At 44.8% G+C, this 23,403-nt stretch carries 17 protein-coding genes and 1 other RNA gene; 8 read left to right on the top strand and 10 right to left on the bottom strand.

Annotated features, from left to right (window positions below; translation table 11 throughout):
• The first annotated feature begins 117 nt into the window (after window positions 1-117).
• Window positions 118-930, top strand: coding sequence for a posphoenolpyruvate synthetase regulatory kinase/phosphorylase PpsR (gene ppsR, locus GPLA_RS18185; RefSeq protein WP_007106445.1), 813 nt, complete (start codon window positions 118-120; stop codon window positions 928-930).
• Between the two features lie 121 nt (window positions 931-1,051).
• Complete coding sequence (locus tag GPLA_RS18180) at window positions 1,052-1,735, top strand: DUF2461 domain-containing protein (protein ID WP_040515342.1); 684 nt, start codon at window positions 1,052-1,054, stop codon at window positions 1,733-1,735.
• A 43-nt stretch (window positions 1,736-1,778) separates the two neighbouring features.
• Here GPLA_RS18180 and GPLA_RS18175 read toward each other — a convergent pair whose 3' ends face one another.
• Both GPLA_RS18175 and GPLA_RS18170 read right to left on the bottom strand, forming a co-directional pair.
• Window positions 1,779-2,105: an RnfH family protein gene (locus GPLA_RS18175; protein ID WP_007106443.1), complete on the bottom strand. Its 327-nt coding sequence runs from the start codon at window positions 2,103-2,105 to the stop codon at window positions 1,779-1,781.
• The gene (locus tag GPLA_RS18170; protein ID WP_007106442.1) at window positions 2,105-2,533 is read right to left on the bottom strand and encodes a type II toxin-antitoxin system RatA family toxin; all 429 of its coding nucleotides are present in this window, start codon (window positions 2,531-2,533) and stop codon (window positions 2,105-2,107) included. The genes GPLA_RS18175 and GPLA_RS18170 overlap by 1 nt, the downstream gene beginning before the upstream one ends.
• A 125-nt stretch (window positions 2,534-2,658) precedes the next feature.
• Here GPLA_RS18170 and smpB point away from each other — a divergent pair, with 125 nt between their 5' ends.
• Both smpB and ssrA read left to right on the top strand, forming a co-directional pair.
• On the top strand, window positions 2,659-3,138 hold the full coding sequence (gene smpB / locus GPLA_RS18165; RefSeq protein WP_040515319.1) for an SsrA-binding protein SmpB: 480 nt from the start codon (window positions 2,659-2,661) through the stop codon (window positions 3,136-3,138).
• 329 nt (window positions 3,139-3,467) lie between these two features.
• Window positions 3,468-3,824: a transfer-messenger RNA gene (ssrA, locus tag GPLA_RS23295) on the top strand.
• A gap of 152 nt (window positions 3,825-3,976) precedes the next feature.
• Here the strand turns inward: ssrA and GPLA_RS18160 are convergent.
• The 6 genes from GPLA_RS18160 to betI all read right to left on the bottom strand — a co-directional run bounded on the left by GPLA_RS18160 (window position 3,977) and on the right by betI (window position 14,073).
• Window positions 3,977-6,334, bottom strand: a complete 2,358-nt coding sequence (locus GPLA_RS18160; protein ID WP_007106440.1) for a CehA/McbA family metallohydrolase — start codon at window positions 6,332-6,334, stop codon at window positions 3,977-3,979.
• Window positions 6,335-6,591: 257 nt separating this feature from the next.
• A complete protein-coding gene (locus GPLA_RS18155) occupies window positions 6,592-8,961 on the bottom strand; it encodes a TonB-dependent receptor domain-containing protein (protein WP_007106438.1) in 2,370 nt (789 codons plus the stop codon).
• A 64-nt stretch (window positions 8,962-9,025) separates the two neighbouring features.
• The gene (locus tag GPLA_RS18150) at window positions 9,026-10,243 is read right to left on the bottom strand and encodes a BCCT family transporter (RefSeq protein WP_007106437.1); all 1,218 of its coding nucleotides are present in this window, start codon (window positions 10,241-10,243) and stop codon (window positions 9,026-9,028) included.
• Between the two features lie 104 nt (window positions 10,244-10,347).
• A complete protein-coding gene (gene betA, locus GPLA_RS18145; RefSeq protein WP_007106436.1) occupies window positions 10,348-12,018 on the bottom strand; it encodes a choline dehydrogenase in 1,671 nt (556 codons plus the stop codon).
• Window positions 12,018-13,481, bottom strand: a complete 1,464-nt coding sequence (gene betB / locus GPLA_RS18140; RefSeq protein WP_007106435.1) for a betaine-aldehyde dehydrogenase — start codon at window positions 13,479-13,481, stop codon at window positions 12,018-12,020. Before betB ends, betA begins: the two co-directional genes overlap by 1 nt.
• A gap of 1 nt (window position 13,482) precedes the next feature.
• Window positions 13,483-14,073: a transcriptional regulator BetI gene (betI, locus tag GPLA_RS18135; protein WP_007106434.1), complete on the bottom strand. Its 591-nt coding sequence runs from the start codon at window positions 14,071-14,073 to the stop codon at window positions 13,483-13,485.
• Between the two features lie 674 nt (window positions 14,074-14,747).
• Here betI and GPLA_RS18130 point away from each other — a divergent pair.
• Window positions 14,748-14,969: a hypothetical protein gene (locus tag GPLA_RS18130; RefSeq protein ID WP_007106433.1), complete on the top strand. Its 222-nt coding sequence runs from the start codon at window positions 14,748-14,750 to the stop codon at window positions 14,967-14,969.
• 224 nt (window positions 14,970-15,193) lie between these two features.
• Here GPLA_RS18130 and GPLA_RS18125 read toward each other — a convergent pair whose 3' ends face one another.
• Entirely contained in the window at window positions 15,194-19,501 is a 4,308-nt protein-coding gene (locus GPLA_RS18125; RefSeq protein WP_007106432.1) for a DEAD/DEAH box helicase, read from the bottom strand.
• Window positions 19,502-19,765: 264 nt separating this feature from the next.
• The gene (locus GPLA_RS18120; RefSeq protein WP_007106430.1) at window positions 19,766-20,404 is read right to left on the bottom strand and encodes a DUF6515 family protein; all 639 of its coding nucleotides are present in this window, start codon (window positions 20,402-20,404) and stop codon (window positions 19,766-19,768) included.
• A 287-nt stretch (window positions 20,405-20,691) separates the two neighbouring features.
• Here GPLA_RS18120 and GPLA_RS18115 point away from each other — a divergent pair, with 287 nt between their 5' ends.
• From GPLA_RS18115 to GPLA_RS18110, 3 genes are read left to right on the top strand one after another with little or no spacing between them, the layout of a single operon-like run.
• Window positions 20,692-21,156 carry a (2Fe-2S)-binding protein gene (locus GPLA_RS18115; RefSeq protein ID WP_007106429.1) on the top strand — a complete coding sequence of 155 codons (465 nt, stop codon included), beginning with the start codon at window positions 20,692-20,694 and terminating at the stop codon, window positions 21,154-21,156.
• Window positions 21,153-21,542: a molybdopterin cofactor-binding domain-containing protein gene (locus GPLA_RS24110; protein WP_226993152.1), complete on the top strand. Its 390-nt coding sequence runs from the start codon at window positions 21,153-21,155 to the stop codon at window positions 21,540-21,542. The genes GPLA_RS18115 and GPLA_RS24110 overlap by 4 nt, the downstream gene beginning before the upstream one ends.
• The gene (locus tag GPLA_RS18110) at window positions 21,518-23,401 is read left to right on the top strand and encodes a xanthine dehydrogenase family protein molybdopterin-binding subunit (RefSeq protein WP_226993151.1); all 1,884 of its coding nucleotides are present in this window, start codon (window positions 21,518-21,520) and stop codon (window positions 23,399-23,401) included. Before GPLA_RS24110 ends, GPLA_RS18110 begins: the two co-directional genes overlap by 25 nt.
• Window positions 23,402-23,403 lie beyond the last annotated feature (2 nt).

The following is a 23,403-nucleotide window of genomic DNA, read 5'->3' as shown; positions in this document are numbered from 1 at the left end:
AAATTATATTTCTCAAGCGCCTAGCTTTTTACGTGAGGGATTTTAGAATGCAGCATAGAAGAAAGTAAAATTTAATTTATTTATGTAATTATATTACTACATTGTTAAGGAGATGTTATGCGAACGGCTTACTATATTTCAGATGGCACAGCGATAACTTCGGAGGTATTTGGCCACGCTTTGCTGTCTTTATTCACGATAAAGTTCGAACATATCACTATTCCCTTCGTGGAAACGATCGAACATGCGCAACAAGTTGTTAAAAAAATATCTGAAAGTTTTCAAGATGATGGTCAACGCCCCCTTGTGTTTTACACCATAGTAAACACAGATGTGCGTAAAGTGATCGCGAAATCAGTGGGTATTAACTACAATTTTCTCGACCAATTTGTTGCCCCATTGGAAATCGTATTAGGGGTGCCATCGAAGCCAGAAAAACATCGTACCCATAGTATTCACGAAAAGACTTACGACATCAGAATCGAAGCGGTCAACTACGCCCTTGCCAATGATGATGGGTCAAATTTACGGGATTATGACGCAGCCGATATTATCCTGGTGGGAGTATCCCGTTCGGGTAAAACGCCCACCAGTTTATACTTAGCGTTGCAGTATGGGATCAAAGCGGCAAACTACCCTTTCACCGAAGAAGACATGGGCGATGTACTTAAAATGCCGCCGGCTCTGAAACGCTACAAAGACAAATTATTTGGCTTAACCATAGAGGTAGAACGTTTGCATCAAATCCGCTCTGAGCGACGAGCCAATAGCCGCTACGCCTCTATGCAGCAGTGCCGCATGGAATTGCGAGAAGTAGAAAACCTATATCGCAAAGAAAAAATTCCGTTCTTAAACAGCACCCGCTATTCCATTGAAGAAATTTCAGCCAAAATACTCGCCACCACAGGACTAAAACGTAAAAACTACTAGCTAGCGATTTGCGGACTCTTTTGTCGACTAAAAAGATCATGTAACAATTGTCCGTTTTAGCTCGCTTGATTTGCCCTTAGCAATGGGTAAGCTGTTGGAAATCAATCCACAAGGCTTGCCTATGTTTACCCACTTTGCACCTTCGCTATTTACCTTTTTGCACGAGTTAGAGAAAAACAACGACCGCGAATGGTTTAATAACAACAAGCAGCGTTACGAAGACTTAGTTCGTAGCCCTGCCTTGGCGTTTATCAGCGAAATGCAAAACTGGATCCCCATGATATCGCCCCATTATGAGGCGTCACCGAAAAAAGTTGGTGGCTCACTCATGCGGGTATATCGCGATGTGCGCTTTTCCAAAGACAAGTCACCGTATAAAACGAACGTGGGTATTCAATTTCGCCACGAAATAGGCAAAGACGTGCACTCCCCAGGGTTTTATCTGCATATATCAACCCAAGAAATATTCTTAGCTGTGGGAACTTGGCACCCGCAACCTGATGCGCTGCGTGCGATCCGTGAACACATACAGCGTAAACCCGCCGTGTACCAAGATGCCATAGAACATCAACCTTTTACTGAGTATTACCATATGGCGGGAGACGCATTAACTCGCCCCCCCAAAGGCTATGACACTGAGTCACCCATGATTGAAGAAATCAAACGCAAAGACTTTATTGCTATGTGCCCCATAAACAAAGAGCAGCTGTTAAGTGGCAAGGTGTGTGAATTGATTGCGACTCGTTATGGCCGAGCGCAGCCTTTACAAAAGTTTTTATGTGATGCGCTGGGCCTGCGCTTTTAGGTTCGACTACTACGCGTAATACCGCAGGCTATATGGGTGGGTATTACGCCCTACCACCGGTCACTTTGTTTGCGCGTCCTTCGTCTTTGGCCTTTTCTGCTCGGCGACGACGAGCTTCTTTTGGATCGGCAATTAACGGACGGTAAATCTCAATGCGATCGCCGTCTTGGGGCACATCCGTTAATTTGCAGGTGCGATTCCAAATACCCACTTTACTCTTGCTTAAATCAATATCAGCAAAGCGTTGCAAAATACCGGAAGCCGCTATGGCTTCTTCAACCGTATGCCCGCTTTCCACCACCACCTCTAATAACGCTTGCTGATCAGGCAGTGCATAAGCTACTTCAAGGTTTATTTGTTTGTCGCTCATTAATATATCTCTTTTGCTCGCGTGGTAAAGGCAACCACCATATTGGATGCAATAGCATTGAATACTCGACCAAAGGCCATTTCCACTAACCGACTAGAAAAGGCAAAGTCCAAATTCAGCTCAATTTTGCAGGCACTGTCAGTTAGCGCGGTGAAAGTCCAGCCACCACGCAATTCAGAAAACGGCCCGTCGATTAAATGCATTTTGATGTACTCGCCCCGGGATAGCTCATTACGTGTGGTAAACCATTGCTTTATTCCCGCCTTGGAAATAAGTAGCGAGGCTTCCATGCTGTGAGTATCAGCATGGATAACCTTGGTTTCGGCACAGCCTGGTAAAAATTCAGGATAACGCGGCACGTCATTTATCAAATCAAACATTGTTTCAGCACTAAAAGCTACCAAAGCGCTGCGGGTCACATTAGGCATCAAGTCCCCTTGAAATGGGTCAGTCAGTTTTTATAAGCGCAAAATACTAGCATAAAATCATATATCTATTTCAATATCAGTGATTTTTGTTGTACCGCGAATAACAACCATTATAATACTTCCCCATGAATAGAAAGAAGTCAAAATCAGCCACAAGCAATACCATCGCTTTAAATAAGAAGGCACGGCACGATTATATCTTGCAAGATAAAATCGAAGCGGGCGTCGAATTACAAGGGTGGGAAGTCAAAAGCATTCGTTCTGGGAAAGTAAATTTATCAGACAGCTACGTTACCCTTCACAAAGGCGAAGCCTTTTTAATTGGTAGTACCATTCAACCTCTTAACCAAGCATCAAGTCACGTGGTGTGCGAACCCATTCGCCGACGCAAACTACTGCTTAAAAAGCGCGAACTCGACAAGCTAATTGGCTCAGTTGAACGCCAAGGTTTTTCAATACTCGCCACAGCCATGTATTGGAAGAAAAACTGGGTAAAAGTCGAAATTTACCTAGGTAAAGGTAAACACGAACATGACAAACGTGATGCTGTTAAAGACCGAGACTGGGCAAGAGACAAAGAACGTATGATGAAACATAAAGTTTAGGCTAAATGTTTTAACTAATAATAAAAGGCGCCTTAGCGCCTTTTATTTTTTGCCCCATTGGCCGAAGGCTTTCCCCTACTTCATTGGCTAAATTTAGCTATTAACCAACGCCAAATAATCAACAGGTGCCTAATGGGAATTAACTATTTACCCGACGAAATAGGTTAATTAAGCAAACTGGGCAGAATCCGCCATTTATGTCTGTATATTCTTTAATCAAGTAACGAGAACGAGCGAACTATTCGTGGAAATCCCTGTCCATATTAGTGATTTCCCCAACGCTTGTGTTACAATACTCGGCGTTGGTAGTTTGCAACCAACACACTTTTGGGGCTGATATTGGATTCGACAAGATTCTTGAGGCTTTAGGTGCATGCAGAGGAGCGGTTTGCCTCTATAAAAGCCGCATTTAAATAGTCGCAAACGACGAAAACTACGCACTAGCCGCTTAATAACCGGCAGTGCCCTTCCACTCATACTCTTTCTGCTAGTAGAGGTTCGGAAGGTCATCCCAGCAGGATAGCGAGGGAACCTTGTCTAAGGGTGAACCGCGAAATAGTATTAGGCCCGCTATGAGAAATCCTGTCTGCCGGAGTTCGAATTAGTTAAATAAAAGACAGAATAAGCATGTAGTACCGACGGTTAACGTTTTTTGGACGCGGGTTCAACTCCCGCCAGCTCCACCAAATCGTTATAAAAGGGCTCTTCAGAAATGAAGAGCCCTTTTTGTTTGTAGGGCAATTAATTTTACAGGTCACTTATCACCTGAATAGTTGCCACAAAACACAATTAACATGCATGTTCTTTATACACACAGCCGTGTAGTTTATTACTTCTGTTAAAACTGACTTTTATCCACCTCTTTCAACCAAATCGGGTTGGAATAGGCTTTGTGGCCTTTGCTGTCCTCTACCACTAACGCAACCCAGCCTGAGCTTTGTGGTACGTCGAATGTGATTGAGGCACTTTGACCTTGTAATGTTTGTTGGTTGATTATCCGTGAGCTGCCCTCTTGCTGGTCTTTGTTATTGTTGCTGCTATCAGTATTGTTATTAGCCTCGGCGTTACCGATTAACTGCACTGACTTGAGGCCGTTGACTGCCACTAAATCAAAGCTTATAGATTGCGGCTGATTTTTAGCAAATTTAATTGTGTCGCCAAACATCACATTTTGCGGATAAATCACCGGGCCGAATGACACATAAGCGCGGCCGTTTTTCATGGCTTGGGCGAAAACATGCCCATCAGGTTTGCTACCTGTGAATACAAACATACGGTTCAAGCCGCTGGTTTGGTTCCATACATCGTGGGTGTCAGAGCCTGCGGTATAGTAATAAGGTAAGCCTTGGGACCAAAGTTGATGGGCTTTCTCAATAGTGGGTTTGTTATCTACCCCTGCGTTTAGCTCGAATAAGTCAATGCTGGGGTTAAAGCCGCCTGGGGCGGTGTTTTTATCTAGGCTGCTCAAGTAACCGTAAGGAATGTACGGATGGTTGGATGCGATAACCGTGGCGCCCATGCGGCGCACATCTTTGATGATGCTGTGAATATCATCTACCCCTGGGTCAACTGATAACTGTGCGCCAGCATCAATGGGGAACGCATTGAAGTGTCCCCATGACGGCGACACTTCAATCGAGGGAATAAACGGCACGCCGCGCTTATCAGCCAATGCTTGGGTTTCAGCATTGTTTTTAGTTGAATCGTGATCGCTAACGAACAATACGTTTAATCCCGCGGCGAGTTGCGAGCGCACCAAATACTCAGGGGGAGTAGAGCCTTCAAGCACGTTTGCATGATGGTGTAAGTCCCCTGCGTACCAACCATGCTGTGTTGGATAGGTGCTGATGGTGATAGCACTGGCAATATCCGTACTTTTATTGGCTCTGACTGTGGTGTTAATCAATTCCGGCTGTGCGTTGAAACCACTCCCAGCAGAGATATTAAGTTGATACTCACCCGGTGCCAGCGGAAATGTTGCCTGGCCGGTGCGATCAAGTTCAGTGAAAAAGGTACGCGCGCCTAAAAATTCAATCAGTGGTTGATTGCCTTTTTCAATCTTAATTTTTGCATCCAGCGGTGCTTTGGTATTTGCATCTGTGACGTGAATACTGACCTTACCCGGAGCAAGAAGGTCGTTAAAAGAGAGCGTTTGCGTGTTATTTTCGGTAATTTCGATGGTATGTACTTTGCTATCAGAATAGCCTTTGCCTGTGGCGTAGACTTGGTATTCCCCCACGGGTAAATCAAATTGATATTGGCCATTCTGGCCTAGGCCCCACATGTAGGGCACGCCGTCTTTTGTCACTACAATCGCTGGCTGTGCTAGCACCTTACCGCTTTGGGTTTGTACATCACCACTGAGCGTACCTGCTTTAACATTTTTACGTTCGATTTCAGCGCGTACCACTGGCGCTAAATCGCCACTGGCCAGCACTTGGTAATCACCTGAAAAAGACACAGTTTGACCAGCTTGTAAGTTATGGTGGGTGTATAGATCTCGTGATTGGTTTTTTACTTCGGTCATATCAGGGGCATGTAAAGCGACCGCCCAATCAGCGCCATAACCCACAAAACGATCGGTTATGAAGTTCGCGCTCTGCTCGTTCGTCGCTTCATTGTTTGGTTTGTTGGCTTTATTCGCTTGAGCGGGCACGGCAAATTTGTAGCCTGCATCTGGCCACAAGGTAAAACCTGAGTGCATGTCTAAAATCGCTTCGCCTTGGTTGGTCATGGTGGTTTGCACATGAATAAGGTCTGAGCCCTCAGCCAAACGATAAGTAGTGCTTATCACGACTTGCCCAAAGTCTCGGGTGATATTAACAATGGCTTCGTCTGCGCTGTCTTTGATCACGTCGACAGTTTGGTATGTATTGGGCCAACTTGACCAGTTATTCGGAATGAAATCAGCAAATGCCACACGATCTGGGCTTAAGCTACCGTCGGTTTTTACATTGGCAACATCTACAATACAGCCACGTGCTACCCCCCAAGGAGGCGCCGAACCAAGGGCGAGAGAAAACGCTAGCTTGTCATTTTTAATGGTCAGGTCTTTATCAGATATGGCGTTGCCATGGGGAATAATCGTTTTGCCTTTGACAATGCTAACAGCAGCGATACTTTGCGTGGCAACCGACAGGCCAATAACGGCCATAATGGCGTGAATGAATAACGAGTGAAGCTTGGGTACGTTCATGGTTGTTTACCTTTGACAGGCCAATACGCCTGCCCTTGTCTAAATAAGTTTGCGTTTGTCACGTTGGCGCGAAATAACAACATCCCCCCTTTTATGTCAGTTTTAAAGGGTGTATTGATGCGCGAAAAATAAAACGAATAGTCGTGACATCGACAGTGTGAGTAATGAAGCCATTGCTGGATTAACACTTCATCAATAAAAATATAAAAAAGGCCACAAACAGGGATACTGAATGTGGCCTCATAAGGTCAGTACTTTTACATTACAAATCTAATGTTGAAGGATGCGATACGCGGTGCACCAATCCAACCCGCATTTGGTGCAATTGAACCAAGGTACTCTTCGTCAAATACGTTGTTTACGGTAAAGCTAAGCTCTACGCTCTCGATGCTGCCACCGATATCATAAGCCGTTTTACCCACATACAAATCGCTCACTACGTAAGAATCTACCTCTTGGGTGTTTGCTTGGTCTAAGAAACGCTCACCCACGTATTTGGTACTGAAACCTGCATAGAAGTCATTTTTAGCATAATCGAAGCTAATAACGGCCATATCTTCAGGGCTACCGATAACGGTTTTGCCGCGAATATCTTGGTCATCATCAGTGTAAGTCGATTCATTCTTGGTATATGAAACATACACACCAAAGTTATCATTAATCTTGTAATCGATTGATGCTTCGATACCGTCAGATTCAATACCACCGTCGTTCAAGAAGCCACCCGCAGCAGATTCTAAGAAATCGATACCATTGACATCTTCATTGCTGATGAACGTAATGCGGTTTTCAAACTTGATGTTGTAATAGGTCAAGCTTGCATTAAAACCAGGCGTTGAATAACGTAAACCAAAATCAATGTTATCTGCAGTTTCAGGTTCAACCGTGCTTACATCAGCATCATCACGTTCTAATACCGCATCTTTAACTGCTGCAAAGTTCTCAGCATAGCCACCGAATACTTCTAAGCCGTTAAGCGGTAATGGTGCAACGAAGCCAGCTGAAATAAGTACGTCTGAATCAGATGAGACATCCAAATCATTCTCTGGTACGAACTGATCATCTTTAGATACGTCAACATTGAACTGTTTGGCACCTAAACGGAATTTCGCAAAACCGGCATCAAGTTCATCTTCAATGTAATACATCAAGGTTTCTACTGGGAATTCACGGTCGTACTGCACCCAATACGGGGTGTTGTCATAGCGAGCGCTAGTGGCGGCATCGATGGTTTTATGCCAATCACGATACTCGTCACGTTGGTAATCTTCATACCAGAAACCACCACGCAATACGTTGTCCATATCAGAAATACTGGTATGCCAAGTAAAGTCACCGTTTATGCCAATACGCTTTTTATCATAATGGGTGTGACGGTTTGAGCTTACTGGAATAGCCCCTTGCTCGTAACAACCTGGGTCAATTTCAGCACCGCCACCGCCATAAGGGAAGCCGATTGAACTTGCACAACCATCGATTGGCGATAACGTTTCGCCAGCGCGATTAGTAAAATAAATTAAGCCCTGAGATGCACCACCAAACGCGGTGGTAGATGAGTCTAACTCAGAATTAGGGTTACCCACGCCGTCATCAGTCACATCTGCAATGTAATAGGGGATCCACTTACCTGCACCTTCGTTTTCGTGATAGTAAACGTTAGTACTGAAATCAACGCTGCCCACGGCAAAGTCAGCTTTTAGATAAGTAAAAAAGTTCTCACGCTCTGTAACCCAACCTTCACGGAACACTTGGTCTTGGTATGGCACACCAGACCAATCTTCAGTCAAGCCATCCCATTCTGAGTTTTGCGCGTACTGGGCTAAACCGTAAATGCGTTGATAAGTATACTCTTCAGCATCGTCGTAGCTCACGTAAGCCGTAAGATCGACTTCACCAATGGTACTGATGATTTTACCTTCAGCGTGATCACGTTTGTTGGTAATCGAACCGTCCATGTAGTCATCGTTTTGCTGGCTTGATAAAGACATCCAGGCAAATGTGTCTTGCGCGATTTCGCCCGTATCGTAACGAACGTAGAATTTGCGTGCGTTGTGTTCAGCAAGCGTGGTGCTGACCGTTAGTTTTTCATCTAACGCAGGTAAAATAGTGGTGAAATCCATGGTTCCACCCAGCGCTTCGTTTGAACGAGAGCTGATATCTGCCGTACCCTGAGACACTTCTACGCCACGCAAGTTTTCGGTATCAATATAACGGCTAGCTTTGGTACCACCACCGTAGTTAGAGTTACCATTTGAAATCCCGTCAACTGTCATACCAATCTGCTGAGACTCTAGGTTCAACTGAAAACCACGAATTGAAATGCTGGTAGACCATTCATCAGAGCCAAACGGGTCACCCTCAGTGACCAATACGCCAGGCAAGTTATCAACCAATGCCAATACGCTCGTCATTGGTGTTTGCTGTTTTTTCATTTCTTCAGAAGCAGCACTGTTTGCGTAAGAAACGTTACGCCCAGTGACCACGATAGACTCGACATCTTCTTGTTGTTTTTTAGCTTTAGCTGCTGTGTCTGCTTCTTGAGCAAAGGCAGACAGCGACGTCATAGACATGGCGGAAAGCACAGACAAAGCAAGTAAGCTTTGCTTCTTTGGCACATAAGTATTCATAAAAAATCCTGTTTTGTGTGTTGTGTTTAAATTGTGTGTTTTGATGGTTAATTCCTTTAAATTTTTAATTTGCTGAATCTATTTTAGTAAAATCGATCTCGTTGTCTTTGGGTGAGCTATCGATATTATTGACTGTTTTGGGCTTGCTATAGGCGATGAAAATCGCGCAACTAAAGAACAAGCCAATCACTAACGCCCCTACCCATTGAATTTGCAAAAACTCTAATTTAAACAGCAGTGTCAGTAGTGAAAGCGTGACAACATTGAGTACGATATATTTAAATTTTCCTAAACGTTTAACGGTCATATTCAAATTATCTGTGTATAAGCGAATAAGTGAATCAAGTGAATTGATCACAAATACAACGCCCACGAATGCCATGGCAAAGTTTTTCAGACCTGCGGTAGCTATGCCCGCTTCGTGATATTGGTAAATAACGCTAAACCAAACGGCGATAGGGATTGACGGGAAAATCAACATAGCGCCTAGCACCTGATATGTTTTTAAACCACCCACAAAGCGTGAGGTGAACTGGCCAATCATGATGCTCCACGCGAACCACCAAAATAAATAAAACTCGTGATACTTGTTCAAGGGCAATACAAAATCGTCTAGGTTACCGAAGTAGCTACCTATCATTTCGAGGTTATGGGTAAACGCGGCAACGTGGCTATCGCTACCCAAGAATGCACCGGCCCACATTAAGGCGATTAAGGCGATAAATAACCAGGTGGTCGAAATACTCAGCAAGCGTACATATTTGATGTCAGTACTGGAGTACACCGAAAAACAAATTGCCGCAAATACGATGAAATAGAAGGTAGGAATAATCGATTCGCCATCACCAATAGCCGGTAAATACCAAGGTAAATTAGACAACAACAGAAAGGCAGTGAAGGCACAGGTACCAATAATCACGACATTATTAATAAACTTAACCAAGGGGATCTCAAAAAACTTAACCTTGGGTTCAACGACGCAGAAGTAAAAACAGGTAAGGAAGTAGAATCCCCAAATGAGAAATCCCCAATAACCAAATTCTATGGCCATTGGATTAGTAAAGGCGTATTCCGGATTGGCCTTTATGTTCTCATAGCCAGCAAATTCAGTGAGCGGGAACATGATCAAGCCAACGTCTAAGCCTGAGGTAAATAAAATGGCAATAAAGGTGAAAAGCCTGACCGGCGTGACACCGATACAAACGACATTTCCCCACTTAATCAAAATAACCACAATGGCTAATAGGGTGAAAATGATCCCTGCGTTAAGCCATAAGGTCATAATTGCCTCCCAAAAATAAGCGATAATGCTTCATCATTCTTCCTGTTTTTAGACTCGCATAACGCAGCAAAAAATTCCTTTTTACTGCGCTTCAGGTGGCCGGATTAAATCGTCGAACTACGTTGTACTGTTTGCCACTCACCTGGAATTGCAACACCTACCCGTGCTTGGCTAAGCGCTGGTTTACCCAAAATTATGTCCGCGGCTTTTTCTGCCACCATAATAGTGGGCGCATTCAAGTTACCATTAGGCACAGTGGGGAAAATGGATGAATCCACCACACGTAGCCCCGCAATACCATGTACTTGAGTATTTGAATTCACCACTGCCATAGCGTCTTCACCCATTTTGCATGAACACGACGGATGGTAAGCACTCTCGGTAGCTTGGCGCACAAAAGCGTCAATTTCTTCGTCAGTTTGAATGTGCTTGCCTGGCTGAATTTCATCATCTCGATAGGCATCAAATGCACTTTGCTCGATAATTTCGCGGGTTAAACGCACACAAGCTCTGAACCCTTCAATATCATCTTGGTGTTGCAGATAATTAAATTGAATTTTTGGCGCCACGGCCGGGTCCGCAGATTGGATCGTCACCGCACCGCGACTCTTTGGTTTGTTATGCCCAACATGCACTTGAAAGCCATGGCCAGCAAACGCACTTCTGCCGTCATAACGCATGGCAGCGGGTAAAAAATGATACTGAATATCAGGCCATTGCACCCCAGGTTTAGAGCGAATAAAGGCACAAGATTCGAAATGATTACTTGCCCCAAGCCCCTTGCGAGTGAATAACCAACGGGCGCCAATCAAGCCTTTAGAAATCAAGCCCAGCTTGCCGTTTAAGGTAATAGGCTGCTTACACTTGTACTGAAAATAAAACTCTAAGTGATCCTGTAAGTTCTGCCCTACCCCAGGTAAATGGTGTTTAACGTCCACCCCTGCAGCTTTTAGCGTCTCACTGTCGCCGATACCTGAAAGCTGTAACAAATGCGGTGAGCCAATCGACCCTGCGCTTAAAATCACTTCTTTACTTGCTTTGGCGCTCTGTTTTTTGCCATTAACGCTGTATACAAGCCCAACAGCTTGTTTACCCTCAAGCAATACTTTTTCTGCCAGCGCACCAGTCACGATCGTCAAGTTTTTACGCGACTTAACCGGGTCAAGATACTCACGACTAGCCGAGCTACGTACGCCGTCTTTTACCGTCATGTGCATCGGGCCAAAACCCTCTTGCTGAGCAGCGTTGTAATCATCTGTGGCAGCATAGCCAGCCTGCTGACCGGCTTCGATAAAGGCTTTATAAAGGGGATTGGCCATTTCATTGCCGTTATTCACACCAAGGGGACCACTATCACCACGATAGTCATCTTTGCCTAAATAGAATGACTCGGCTTTTTGAAAATAAGGTAAACACGACTGATAATCCCAGCCCTGTGCACCGTGCTCTTGCCACTCGTCAAAATCTTTGGCGTGACCACGTACGTACACCATGCCATTAATTGAGGAGGAGCCGCCTAACACCTTGCCTCGTGGGCAATGCATTTTGCGATTATCCAAATAGGGTTCTGATTCAGTATGAAACTGCCACGCGTATTTATCGCTGTTCATGGGGATCGATAACGCCGTGGGCATTTTAATGAAAATGTTGTTATCGCTACCGCCGGTTTCTAACAGTAAAACCCGCTTATCTGGGTTTTCTGATAGCCGATTAGCTAACACACAACCCGCAGAGCCAGCACCGACTATGATGTAATCATATGTAAGTCCCGTCATTAAAACGGGCTCTCTATGTTACTCATACCCACATAAACCGACTTGGTTTGTGTGTAGTGATCCAAGGTCTCAATACCGTTTTCACGGCCAATACCAGATTGCTTGTAACCCCCTACTGGCATTTCGGCGGGTGAGTTACCGTAACTGTTTATCCAGCAAATCCCGGCTTGTAGACGATGGATCACCCGGTGAGCACGCTGAATATCTTTAGTAAACACGCCCGCAGCTAAGCCTAAATGGGTGTCGTTTGCACGGTGAATAACATCATCTTCATCGTCAAATACCAGCACGCACATAACCGGCCCAAAGATTTCTTCTTTCACGATAGTCATATCATCGCTGCAATCGATAAATACTGTGGGTGCGACAAAATATCCGTTGGGAGCAGTCGCAGGTTTCAATACTGTACCGCCGGTTAATACTGTCGCGCCCTCAGCAATGCCTTTGTCTATGTAACCCATCACCAAATCTTGGTGATTCTTTGAAATAAGTGCGCCTAAATTAACGTTAGGATCAAGGGGATCGCCAGCAATAATGTTTTGTTCAGTGCGGCTTTTCAGTTCATCAATAAAGGCCTGATAAATTGATTTATGTACGTAAACGCGTGTGCAATTGGTACACACTTCGCCCTGGGTGTAAAAATTCCCCAACATAGCTGCGCTGACCGCTTGGGATACATCAGCGTCATCAAATACCAATAAAGGTGACTTGCCGCCCAGTTCCATGGTCACATCTTTGAGAGAGCCCGCTGCACTGGCAACCACTTTTTTACCAGTTCCTACTTCGCCGGTAAAAGAAACCTTTTCAATATCAGGGCTTTGCGTTAACCACTGACCGACTTCAGCAGCGCCTTGCAGCACATTGAATACACCCGCTGGCACACCCGCTTCGCTGAATATTTCAGCAAGTTTGATAGCACCTAATGGGGTTTCTTCTGATGGTTTGAAAATAAGCGCGTTGCCCGCCGCTAACGCAGGGCCTGACTTCCAACAGGCAATTTGCAATGGATAGTTCCATGCACCAATGCCAGCGCAAATACCAAGTGGCTCTTTGCGGGTATAATAAAAATCGTTACCGACCATTTGTTGTTGGCCAACTTGAGCCGGAGCAAGCCCAGCAAAGTATTCAATCACATCTGCGCCAGTTTGCACGTCAACACACTCGGCTTCTTGCCAAGGTTTACCTGTATCTAGTACTTCAATTTTTGCCAGTTCATCATTACGCTCACGTAATAAATTCACAGCTTTGAGTAATATGCGGCTACGCTCTATCGGCGTCATCGCAGACCAAAGTGCAAACCCTTCTTTAGCGCTTTCGATCGCTGCTGCTTGAATTGACTCATCCGCCACTTCAACGTAATAAATCACTTCATCTGTGGCTGGGTTTCTAACCTCGAAGGTTTCACCAGTTTGATTCGCTAAAAACTGCCCATGAATAAAGTTTTGGTAAACAGGTGTTGTCAAATTACGCTCCATACTGCGTGATAAGTGATTTTACATAGCGTTTTGCTAGGAGTTCACAGTGTTCAAATTCATTTTGATCGGACTTACTTAGTACTGCCCTCAACCACAAACCATCGATCATCCCAGCGCACAATTCGGCTGCGAGTTTGGCATCGTCGTCATTCATTAATTGTTTAAATGAACTGGCTAAGTTACTAAAAAGTCGTCTGCTATTTACGTTCTGTAAGCGATGCAATTCAACATCATGCATTGATTGCGACCAAAAGCTTAGCCAAGTCTTAGTCGTATCGCTTTGTTGCTGTATCCGAGAAAAATTCGCTTCTATGATCAGCATTAATCGTTGTTCTGGTGTAGTCGTTGGGGTCAGCCCTTCAATTAACACTTGCTGCAAATTCGATAACAAATAACGCACAGTGGCTTCTATTAAGCCCTGCTTACCACCAAAATAATGGCTAATAATGCCAGACGATAAACCCGCTTTTTTACTGATACTATTGATGGTGGTCGCCTGTAATCCAAGCTCACCAACTGACTCAATAGTCGCGTCTATTAGTTGCTGACGTCGAACAGGTTGCATTCCAATTTTAGGCATATTTTTTGTTAATTGAACGTTCAATAAAAATAAAGGTTAAGGTAATAGGATTGATAATTCAACGTTGACAATCTGTAAATAGGCTAGATAAATGCGTAGAACTGAACCTAACCCGCTGCAATGCCACGTGAATAAAGAGCAAAGGAAAAGATTAAAAATAATCAGTTTTTTTTGGTAAAAACCGTTAAAACCGAGTTAAAACGCTGTTCTTGGGCAAAATAGGATCAAAGAGCTGTGTTAACCCCTTAGTCATAAAACTGTAATATTTAGTAGAGCACTAACGATTCAGTCTGTGATGAATGCCACATTTAACACTGCAAATAACGGTGCGAAATAGACCAATAATGTATGACCTAAACGGACACTAAACTGCTACTAGAGACGTCAATGCTTGAGAGGTTGTTGGCTAAGCGGATGATTAAGGAAAGGTCGACTGTCGAAAGCGTCAGGTTGATGAAATCACTTCAATACCAGTGGTCGAGACTCTCTGTTGATAGCGTTGACGTTAGCCTATTATTATTTAACCGCGCCGATTACAACCTGTAATCACTTTAGATGCTGGGTTGAATAATACACTGTGCACCCAAATATCAATTTATACCAACTCGCTAATCAAGCGAATGAGATAAGCTATCAAAACACACTATCTAGACAAACCGTATTAAGGAGCTTATATGACTGACTACAATGATCAAAGTAACCTAAAGCAACGTCCCAAGTTGCCTATTGAAGCCATAAAAACAGCCATTGGCAATGGAGATGAACAACGACTAAAAGCGCTTTTAAGCAATGAAGTGTTCGATGAATTAGAAAAAAGCCATCTTATTGATTTGGCCAAACAGAGCGGCAATACGGATATTGTAAAATTACTTGAAGGTACGCCCGCAACACCCTAATTAAGACGTGTGGCATATATTACCTACATTAGGCGGAGTGCATGTACTTGGTGCTAATCATGGTTAGTAACGATCGCAAATGGCAGCTTGAACATACGCTTTAAGGGACATGCCAGAGTGAATTCAGGCTGGCAGCCAACCGGGTCTTGCGCTTATTCAAAACCCATCTAGCAAATAATTCACTGCTTGATTTGATGGCTGATGTGTTACTTAACTCGCCATGCTCAAAAAGTCTCTTTCAGCAGATTCAGCATATCGTCTACTGAGAGCTTAGTCGCCGCTTCGTTGCCTTCTAATAGCCTGTCCGCTAAGTCACGTTTATGCTGATGTAAGGCAACAATTTTTTCCTCTATGGTGTTTTGGGTAATCAACCGGTAGATGGTCACTGGGCGTAATTGACCTATTCGATGAGCGCGATCCGATGCTTGTTCTTCTACCGCTGGGTTCCACCAAGGGTCCATGTGTATAACATAATCTGCGGCAGTTAAATTTAAACCCGAACCACCCGCTTTTAAGCTAATTAAAAATATATCCCCTTCCCCACGTTGAAAGGCGTTAACGCTTTGCTGTCTCTGCTTTTGGGGTGTTGAACCATCTAAGTATTGATAACGAAAACCCTTGGCTTCAATGTGCTGTTTAATCAAGTGTAAGTGCCCAACAAACTGACTAAAGATAAGCGCTTTGTGATTGTTGAGTTTCAGCTCTTCTAATAATTCATCAAGAGCGGCTAACTTGGCGCTCGGTATGGTGGTTTCTGCCATGACTAATTTAGGATTGCAGCAGGCTTGGCGCAATTTAACTAACTCGGCGAGCATTTTAATGCGCTGCTCACCGGCATTGGCTTGCTGGTCGCCTTGACTAATATTGTCTATGGCGTTCAGTCTCAACGCTTCATAGAAGTCACGCTCTTGAGCGCTCATTTCAACGCGAATATTAATCTCAGTACGGGATGGCAATTCAGTTAACACTTGGTTTTTCATACGCCGTAAAATAAAGGGCTGTATTACGGTTTTAAGGGCTTGGCTGGCTTTGCGCGCAGCCAATGGGTCTTCATTGGCATTTTCGATGGGCAGTGAGAACCGCTCCCCAAAGCGTTTTATATTGCCAAGCAACCCAGGATTGATAAACCGAAATAGGCTCCACAATTCAGTTAAGTTGTTTTCAATGGGCGTGCCTGTGGTGATCATTTTAAAGTCGCTTTTTAATGCATAAGCGGCTTTTGTCCGTTTGGCCAATGGGTTTTTCAATGCTTGGGCTTCGTCGGCCACTATGCTGTGCCAATGAACGCCTTTGAGTAACTCACTTTCCCTTTGCAAGAGTCCGTAGCTAATGATCACGCAGTCAAATGGGCCTAACTCATTAAGTAAGACTTCACGCTGCAGTGTGTTGGTAGAGTCTGCAAATAACTTAATATTCAATGTCGGGGCAAACTTTAGTGCCTCTTGTTGCCAGTTAAAACATACCGATGTGGGGGCGATAACTAAGCTTGGCCCATGGCTTGCGCGGGACAGTAAAATGGCCAGGGCTTGTAATGTTTTACCTAGGCCCATGTCATCTGCTAGGCAAGCACCGGCCCCCCAATGGGCAAGGCGCGAGGCCCAGTCAAACCCGACTAATTGATAATCACGTAATTGCGCTTGAAAGGTCGAAGGAATTTGCGGTTTGATCGTATTTGCTTGGTGCATTTTTTCGGTTTGTTGTTCCCACGCATGGATCGTTTTCATGCGCATACCCGTTGTGGCTTCTTCCATTTGCAAACTGGCGAGTGGGTGAAATTTACCGTCATCGGTGACTTGGTTGATTAACTCTAGTTTATGGCGCAAATCGTCAGACAACGCGAGAATTTGCTCCCCGCCAAGCTCAATAAAGCGACCATTGCTGGTTTTCACCAGTTCAAGCAGTTTCCTTAATTCAATGACTTGTTCGTTATCAATTTGCAAGTCGCCAGTTATATCAAACCATTCATTTTTTTGGCTAAACGCCAGTTGCAGATGCGCACTGTCTAACGTTTTCGATAAGGTCACTTTTTTGCCTTTCGGCCAGCGTAGTACTAAGTCAAATGCTGCTTGATTAAGGGCTATTTCTAGCTGCTCGAGGGCTGTCAGCGCCGTTTGTAAATCGTCTAGCACTAAGACATTATCAGCCATACTCAAGAACGCGGGGCAAGCTTGGTCGAGCTGATCTAATAAGGTTTCTTCGCGCAGTAAGTCGCGCTGGGTTGCCATGCGCTTGCCGTTTAAGTCTGTGGTTAAACTGGCATTCCCCACACCAGGTTTCAATGCAGGGCCATGCTCACCAAAAGGCATCACCACGCAGGTAAAGTTGAGGCCGCTTTGATTCGGTTGAATATTGACCACCAAATTGATGTCGCATTCATGGCTTTCTAACCCAGTATCAAGCTCAGTAATATCAGATTGAATATTCAAAAACGGCGCTATAGCGGAAATACCCTCAAGGGCTTTTTGCTTGGCCGAGATGGGGATTAACAAGCCAGCCTCACCAATTATCTCGGCCACTTTTATATGCTCAAGGGAAAACACAGTGAGTTGATATTGGGTATCAGAAATAGCCTTTAAATCGTACCCAGGCTGACCATCATACTCACCAATATCATCGGGCAGGTCGGCAATACTTAAACAGAGTTGCTCGCCTATCTGGCTTACCAACAATTCGGGCTCTCGCTGGGTGATTTCAAGCTGTTGGTTTAAGTCGTCGGCCTTGTATAGGTTGTCTATTCCTACTGCCGCTTGCAGTGCTGATAGTCCTTGCAGGGTATAATCAACTTTTGAGTAATATCCCCAATTCTGATAGGCATCAATGGCAAGGCACACTTTTTTGTCGCTGTCGGTCAGATAGTCGAATGTATTGGTCTCTTCTTTTAGGCGTTTTAGTGATACCACCCGCCCTTTACTCCATCCTGATTTATTCAGCTTTTGCTCACGGGCCGTTAAACTGTGGCTATAAGTGTGCTCAAACTCCCAGATTAGGCGAACAGGTTTAACCGTGACTTTTTTAGCCGAAGTCGCATTTTTTTCGGTATTTGGATTAAGGGCAATTAATTTATCAAGGGCCAAGTCCCACTGTGTTTTTGTGACAATAAGGCGGGTAATATCAATCAAATTAGCAGTATATGCTGCCTCTAGTTCGCTTGGTGGCTTTGCAGCGGGCGGTTTATCGCGGAAACTCGCCGTCATTTGTTCACATAATTGCGCAAATAAGGGGTAATCAAGTTGCATAAAATTAGCTTGGTGTTTTGACGCTAATTTTGCCAGCACAGGGTCGTTACTTTGATTACACCAAATCTGCGCCAAGAGATAATTAAAATAACACAGCTGATGGGCGAAAAAGTCTAATTCCTCATCAACACTATTGTATTCAATGTTGATATTGTACTTTTCGCCCGTGGATAGGCACATAATGGGCTTAACGATGCCTTGCGCCACATAATAAAAATCACTATTAACTTTACGATCACTTTCTTCAAATTCGACTTGTTGCACCGCCTGGGTAAAGTAACTCACATCATCTTGATTAGCCTGTACCACTAATGCCAATTTATAGAAGTAGCCCAGCAGTTCATTTAAATATTGTTTTTTGCGTTTAGTCAGTTTGTTTTTAGCCATCATTGCTTGCTCATAATAACCAATTGCTTGCTCGTTATGGCCAATTAAAAAACAATGTGTAGCACGCAACTGCAAGCCGTAACTGCTAGCGTCTTCGGTATCATGTACACGCAAAAAATCAGCAAAACGCAGTTGATACAAATATTGCTCTGCCAATAGATGATGGCACTCAAGATTGTATGCTGGGTCGGTTTTATCCCTCCTAGCAGCGCACACTTGTTCTAATAATTGAATAGGGTAAGCACAACCTTTCCCTTCTATTTGAAACGTTCTAAAAAGGGTGGCAAACGCTTGGTATTGCAGCGCACTCGATAATTGTAGAAACGCTTCTAAATCAAAAGGTAAGAACAAAATTTCAAGCAGTATCTTATTTTTACCATGGTCAATTATTTGTGGATTTTTATGGCATGCTAACGCATCTTCGAGCTGGTCAATTTGATTCAAATAATACAGGTCTCGTATCACTCGGGCTCTATCGGCTTCTTTGTTCTGCCAACTGTAACTGTTGATGACCGGCACCACCTGTTCGGCGGCCATGATGATCTCAAGTAACCTCTGACCAGGAACATGCTCAGTAAATATGGGTGGTTGTTCTATTTCCGTGACCAAACGATTGGCTAATAATGGATTGAGTTTCAAGCCTTCACGGTTGCTGACTAGCAGCGATTGTGAGGTCAGTCTTTCCTTTTGCTGCGTAGTGAATAAATAGTGCTGTTTAGGGAATGCTAATAACCCTCGACCAACGAGTATATCTATTACTTGGGCTAATTTTGTTGCGCCAATCGGTTTATGGATCACAGCTAAAATGAATAGTGTCACTTGTTCGGCTTCATCAAGCCGTAAAAGCGCTCGGTACAAGGCGTCTATTTGATGATGAGATTGTGGCTGGATCAAAGCAGCAAGCTTCATAAGGATGTAATTCTTAGTGACTATTAGTGTTCAATGGCGTGAAATTAACAAAAACACTTTAGCTAAACAAACACTGTCATCAATATCGAATAAAAATTACGCATATTTCTCGTTCTTATCTGAGTTAGCGTAAAATAACCTACTATTATATACCTTCAAAATACGCTAAATCTGCACTGACCAGCCGTTTTCGTTAGCATTCAAGTGCTGCGCAATTAAGCACTACTTAAGCAAAGATTAAGCAGACACTTGTATACCGATAACTCAATTTAATTTCACCGCCAAATAGCGCACCTCTCCAGCTGATGATTGGGGTATGAAGTAAATATCCCTGTATTGAAAGTACTGTTGTTTATTGACTGACACTAACTGTACCCCACTAGGTAATTCATCATAGGTGTTGCCTAACACGTAGCCAAAACCCTGGCTGGCGTTTCCATTCTGGGTTTCTATCGACTGGGACACCACCACAGGTGAACTGTCACGATAAATAACCTGTGTGCTTGGCTCGTCTATCACTCGGTAATCACCATTATCGAACACATAGTAAATACCTTGGGCGAAATAATAAGGCCGACTTTGAATGACAATACGTTCGTACCCATTTGGCAAATGGCGCACCTTTAAACCCACAGGTGGGCGCACCACTTTATAACCGTTGTTCATATGGCGATAGTACAGGCCGTTATTGAACATAAACGATACACCACCAAAACGCAGGGCGATACTATTGGTAGGTGCTTTACGTACCACAGCACCGGTTTTATATACCACGCGCTTGTGTACCACCACAGGCCCGTGCGTTTCATTTCTGTGTTGATGAGCCTCTCGACTTTGCGCGGCACTGATATTAGGTAATACAGCCAAGGTCATCACAACGGGTAATAGGACGGTTAGTTTCATAATAATTCCTGTTTCGGCTTACGAATTTCAAGATGGATAATAGGCTGCGAAACTGAATATAAACTGACTATTGGGGTGTAATTGACTGCCTTTACATAACCTTTGATTACTTAACACATATTAACGTTTGCGCTGGATTAGGGCCTTTTGCCAAACATTGATAGGCGTATTAACAAGACGTAATGGCAATGAATACATAGTTAACACAAGATATGATTACAATTTTGCAACAACTTAATTTAACCTAGTGCGCAGATAGTCGATGGGCCAGCGAATAAGGTAATAACATGCAGTTAAATGTAAACGGTAAACAGCACGAAGTAGATGTTGAAGAGACAATGCCTCTGTTGTGGGTGTTGCGTGATGAGTTAGCAATCACAGGACCTAAATTTGGCTGTGGTATTGCCATGTGCGGAGCCTGCACTGTGCATATTAATGGTATGCCCGCTCGCTCGTGCTCCATTCCTGTGGGTCAGGTGTCGGGTCAAGTGACGACAATCGAGGGGCTCGGTACACCCTATGCTATGCACGTGGTGCAAGCGGCATGGGTTGAACACCAAGTGGCCCAGTGTGGTTATTGCCAACCTGGGCAAATCATGTCAGCAGCAGCCCTGTTGCAGGTCAACCCAAACCCAGACGATGAGGCGATTGACCGAGCGCTATCGGCTAATCTATGTCGTTGTGGCACCTACCCTCGTATTCGCGCAGCCGTTAAAACTGCAGCGGCTAAAATACGGGAGAGCAATCTATGAGTACATTAGGCAAGATAACCCGTCGTGCCTTTGTCATTGGCTCTGCGGCAATTACCGGTGGTGTGTTATTTGGTTATTACAAATATAAGCAGCCCTACCCTAATCCATTAACACGAGACCTTCATGATGGCGAAGCAGCCTTAACGCCCTATGTACTGATCAATGCCACAGGCGTCACCATCATTGCCCCCAGAGCTGAAATGGGTCAAGGAGTACGCACGTCATTAGCGGCAATGGTCGCTGAAGAGCTTGATATCGATGTGCACAGCGTGACGGTCGAACACGGACCCGCATCAAAAGCCTATTATAATGCAGCGGTTTTAGAAGAAGGCGCGCCTTTCCCCCCCACGACAACAGTGCCATGGCCAATGGCGTGCGAGACTTAATGCATGTGCCTGCAAAATTTTTAGGCACACAAATTACCGGCGGTTCATCCTCTACCATTGATGCCTTTGAAAAAATGCGCATCGCGGGTGCCACCGCCCGAGAAGCATTGCTGCTAGCCGCCGCTGCCAAACTTAAGGTCGATAAAAATACCCTACGCACCGAAAATGGTGCCGTTATCACCAGAGATGGTCAGCGAATTCCGTATACCGAGCTGGCGACACTGGCAGCAAGTGTCTCTTTGCCGGATGACGTAAGCTTAAAACCCAGAAGTGAATGGAAGCAAATCGGCCGTTCCATCCCCAAATTAGACATGGTGGAAAAATGTACCGGTACCGCCACCTTTGGTATGGACGTGATCCAACCTGACATGCTGTATGCCACCATAAAAGTGAACCCGCATTTAGGCGCTAAACTCAATTCATTTAATGCCGCAAACGCCACCGCAATGCCTGGCGTAAAACATATTCTGCCCTTAGGGGAAGTGGGCGTTGCCGTGGTAGCCAGCAACACTTGGTATGCCTTTAAAGCCGCTGAGGTAATCGAATTCGACTGGGCCAAAACCGCCTATGCACAAACCACAGAAGGCTTGTTTGAATCAGCCATTGCAGCATTTAAAGAGTCCCACCAAGACAGTCAAAACCGCAATGACGGCGATGTGGATTTTGTGATTGGTCAGGCGGGCGACGCCACCATCAACCGCGAATATCGAGCGCCTATGCTCGCTCATGCCACCATGGAGCCCATGAACTCCACGGCACTGTTGAAAAACGGTCAGTTAGATATTTGGGCAGGCAATCAAAGCCCAACGTTTGCCTTAGCCGAAGCGGCCAAGGTGTCTGGTATTTCCGAAGAAAATATCCGCGTTCACACCACCTACTTAGGGGGCGGTTTCGGGCGCAGAGCAGAAATGGACTTTATCGTATATGCAGTCATGGTGGCCATACAGCTTGAAGGTACACCGGTCAAAGTCACCTGGACGCGTGAAGAAGACATGACCCATGACAACTACCGACCGTTTGCCATTGCACGCTTTCAAGGAGTAGTTAGTGGCAGCAATATCAGTGCACTAGACGTCAAAATATCCTCGCCCTCAGTGATGGAATCGCAAATGGGCCGCGTGGGTCTTTCGATTCCTGGGCCAGATACCACCATAGTGCAAGCTGCGTGGGATCAAGCGTACATGATAGAAAACTACCGCGTCACCGGTTATCGGGTACCTATTGGCATACCAGTGAGTTCATGGCGCTCGGTAGGTGCATCGCAAAACGGTTTTTTCTGTGAGTCCATGATGGATGAACTGGCGCACGAAGCTAACGTTGATCCCATTGACATACGCTTAGCCCTTATTAGTCACTCGCCCACGCGCAAGGTACTAGAAGCGGTGGCCGAATTAGCAAATTGGGGACGTATGTTACCTGAAAACCACGGGATGGGTATCGCCCTTGTGACCTCTTTCGGGGTACCCGTGGCGCAAGTGATTGAAGTAGAAAAGACCCAGAACGGCATTAAAATACACAATGTATATGTGGCTGCCGATGTGGGTATTGCTATTGACCCAAGCAACATTGAGGCCCAGCTAATATCGGGTATCAATTTTGGGCTAGCAGCCGCCATGATGGGTGAAATCACCTTAAAAGACGGCAAGGTGGAGCAGACTAACTTCCATAACTTTGATTCTATTCGTATGCATCAGGCCCCAGCCATTCATTGCAAAATCCTTGAAAATGGCGAGCGCATCAGGGGCATAGGCGAGCCAGGTACACCGCCAGCCGCTCCGGCATTAGCGAACGCCATTTACGCCGCAACGGGTGTCCGTTTGCGCGAAATGCCATTTAAAAAACAGATTCAATTTGTTTAGGG

The sequence above is a fragment of the Paraglaciecola polaris LMG 21857 genome, assembly GCF_000315055.1.
GTDB classification, from domain to species: Bacteria; Pseudomonadota; Gammaproteobacteria; order Enterobacterales; family Alteromonadaceae; genus Paraglaciecola; species Paraglaciecola polaris.
Note: the sequence above shows the minus strand (reverse complement) of the source record. Positions and strands in the feature narration are given on the sequence as shown.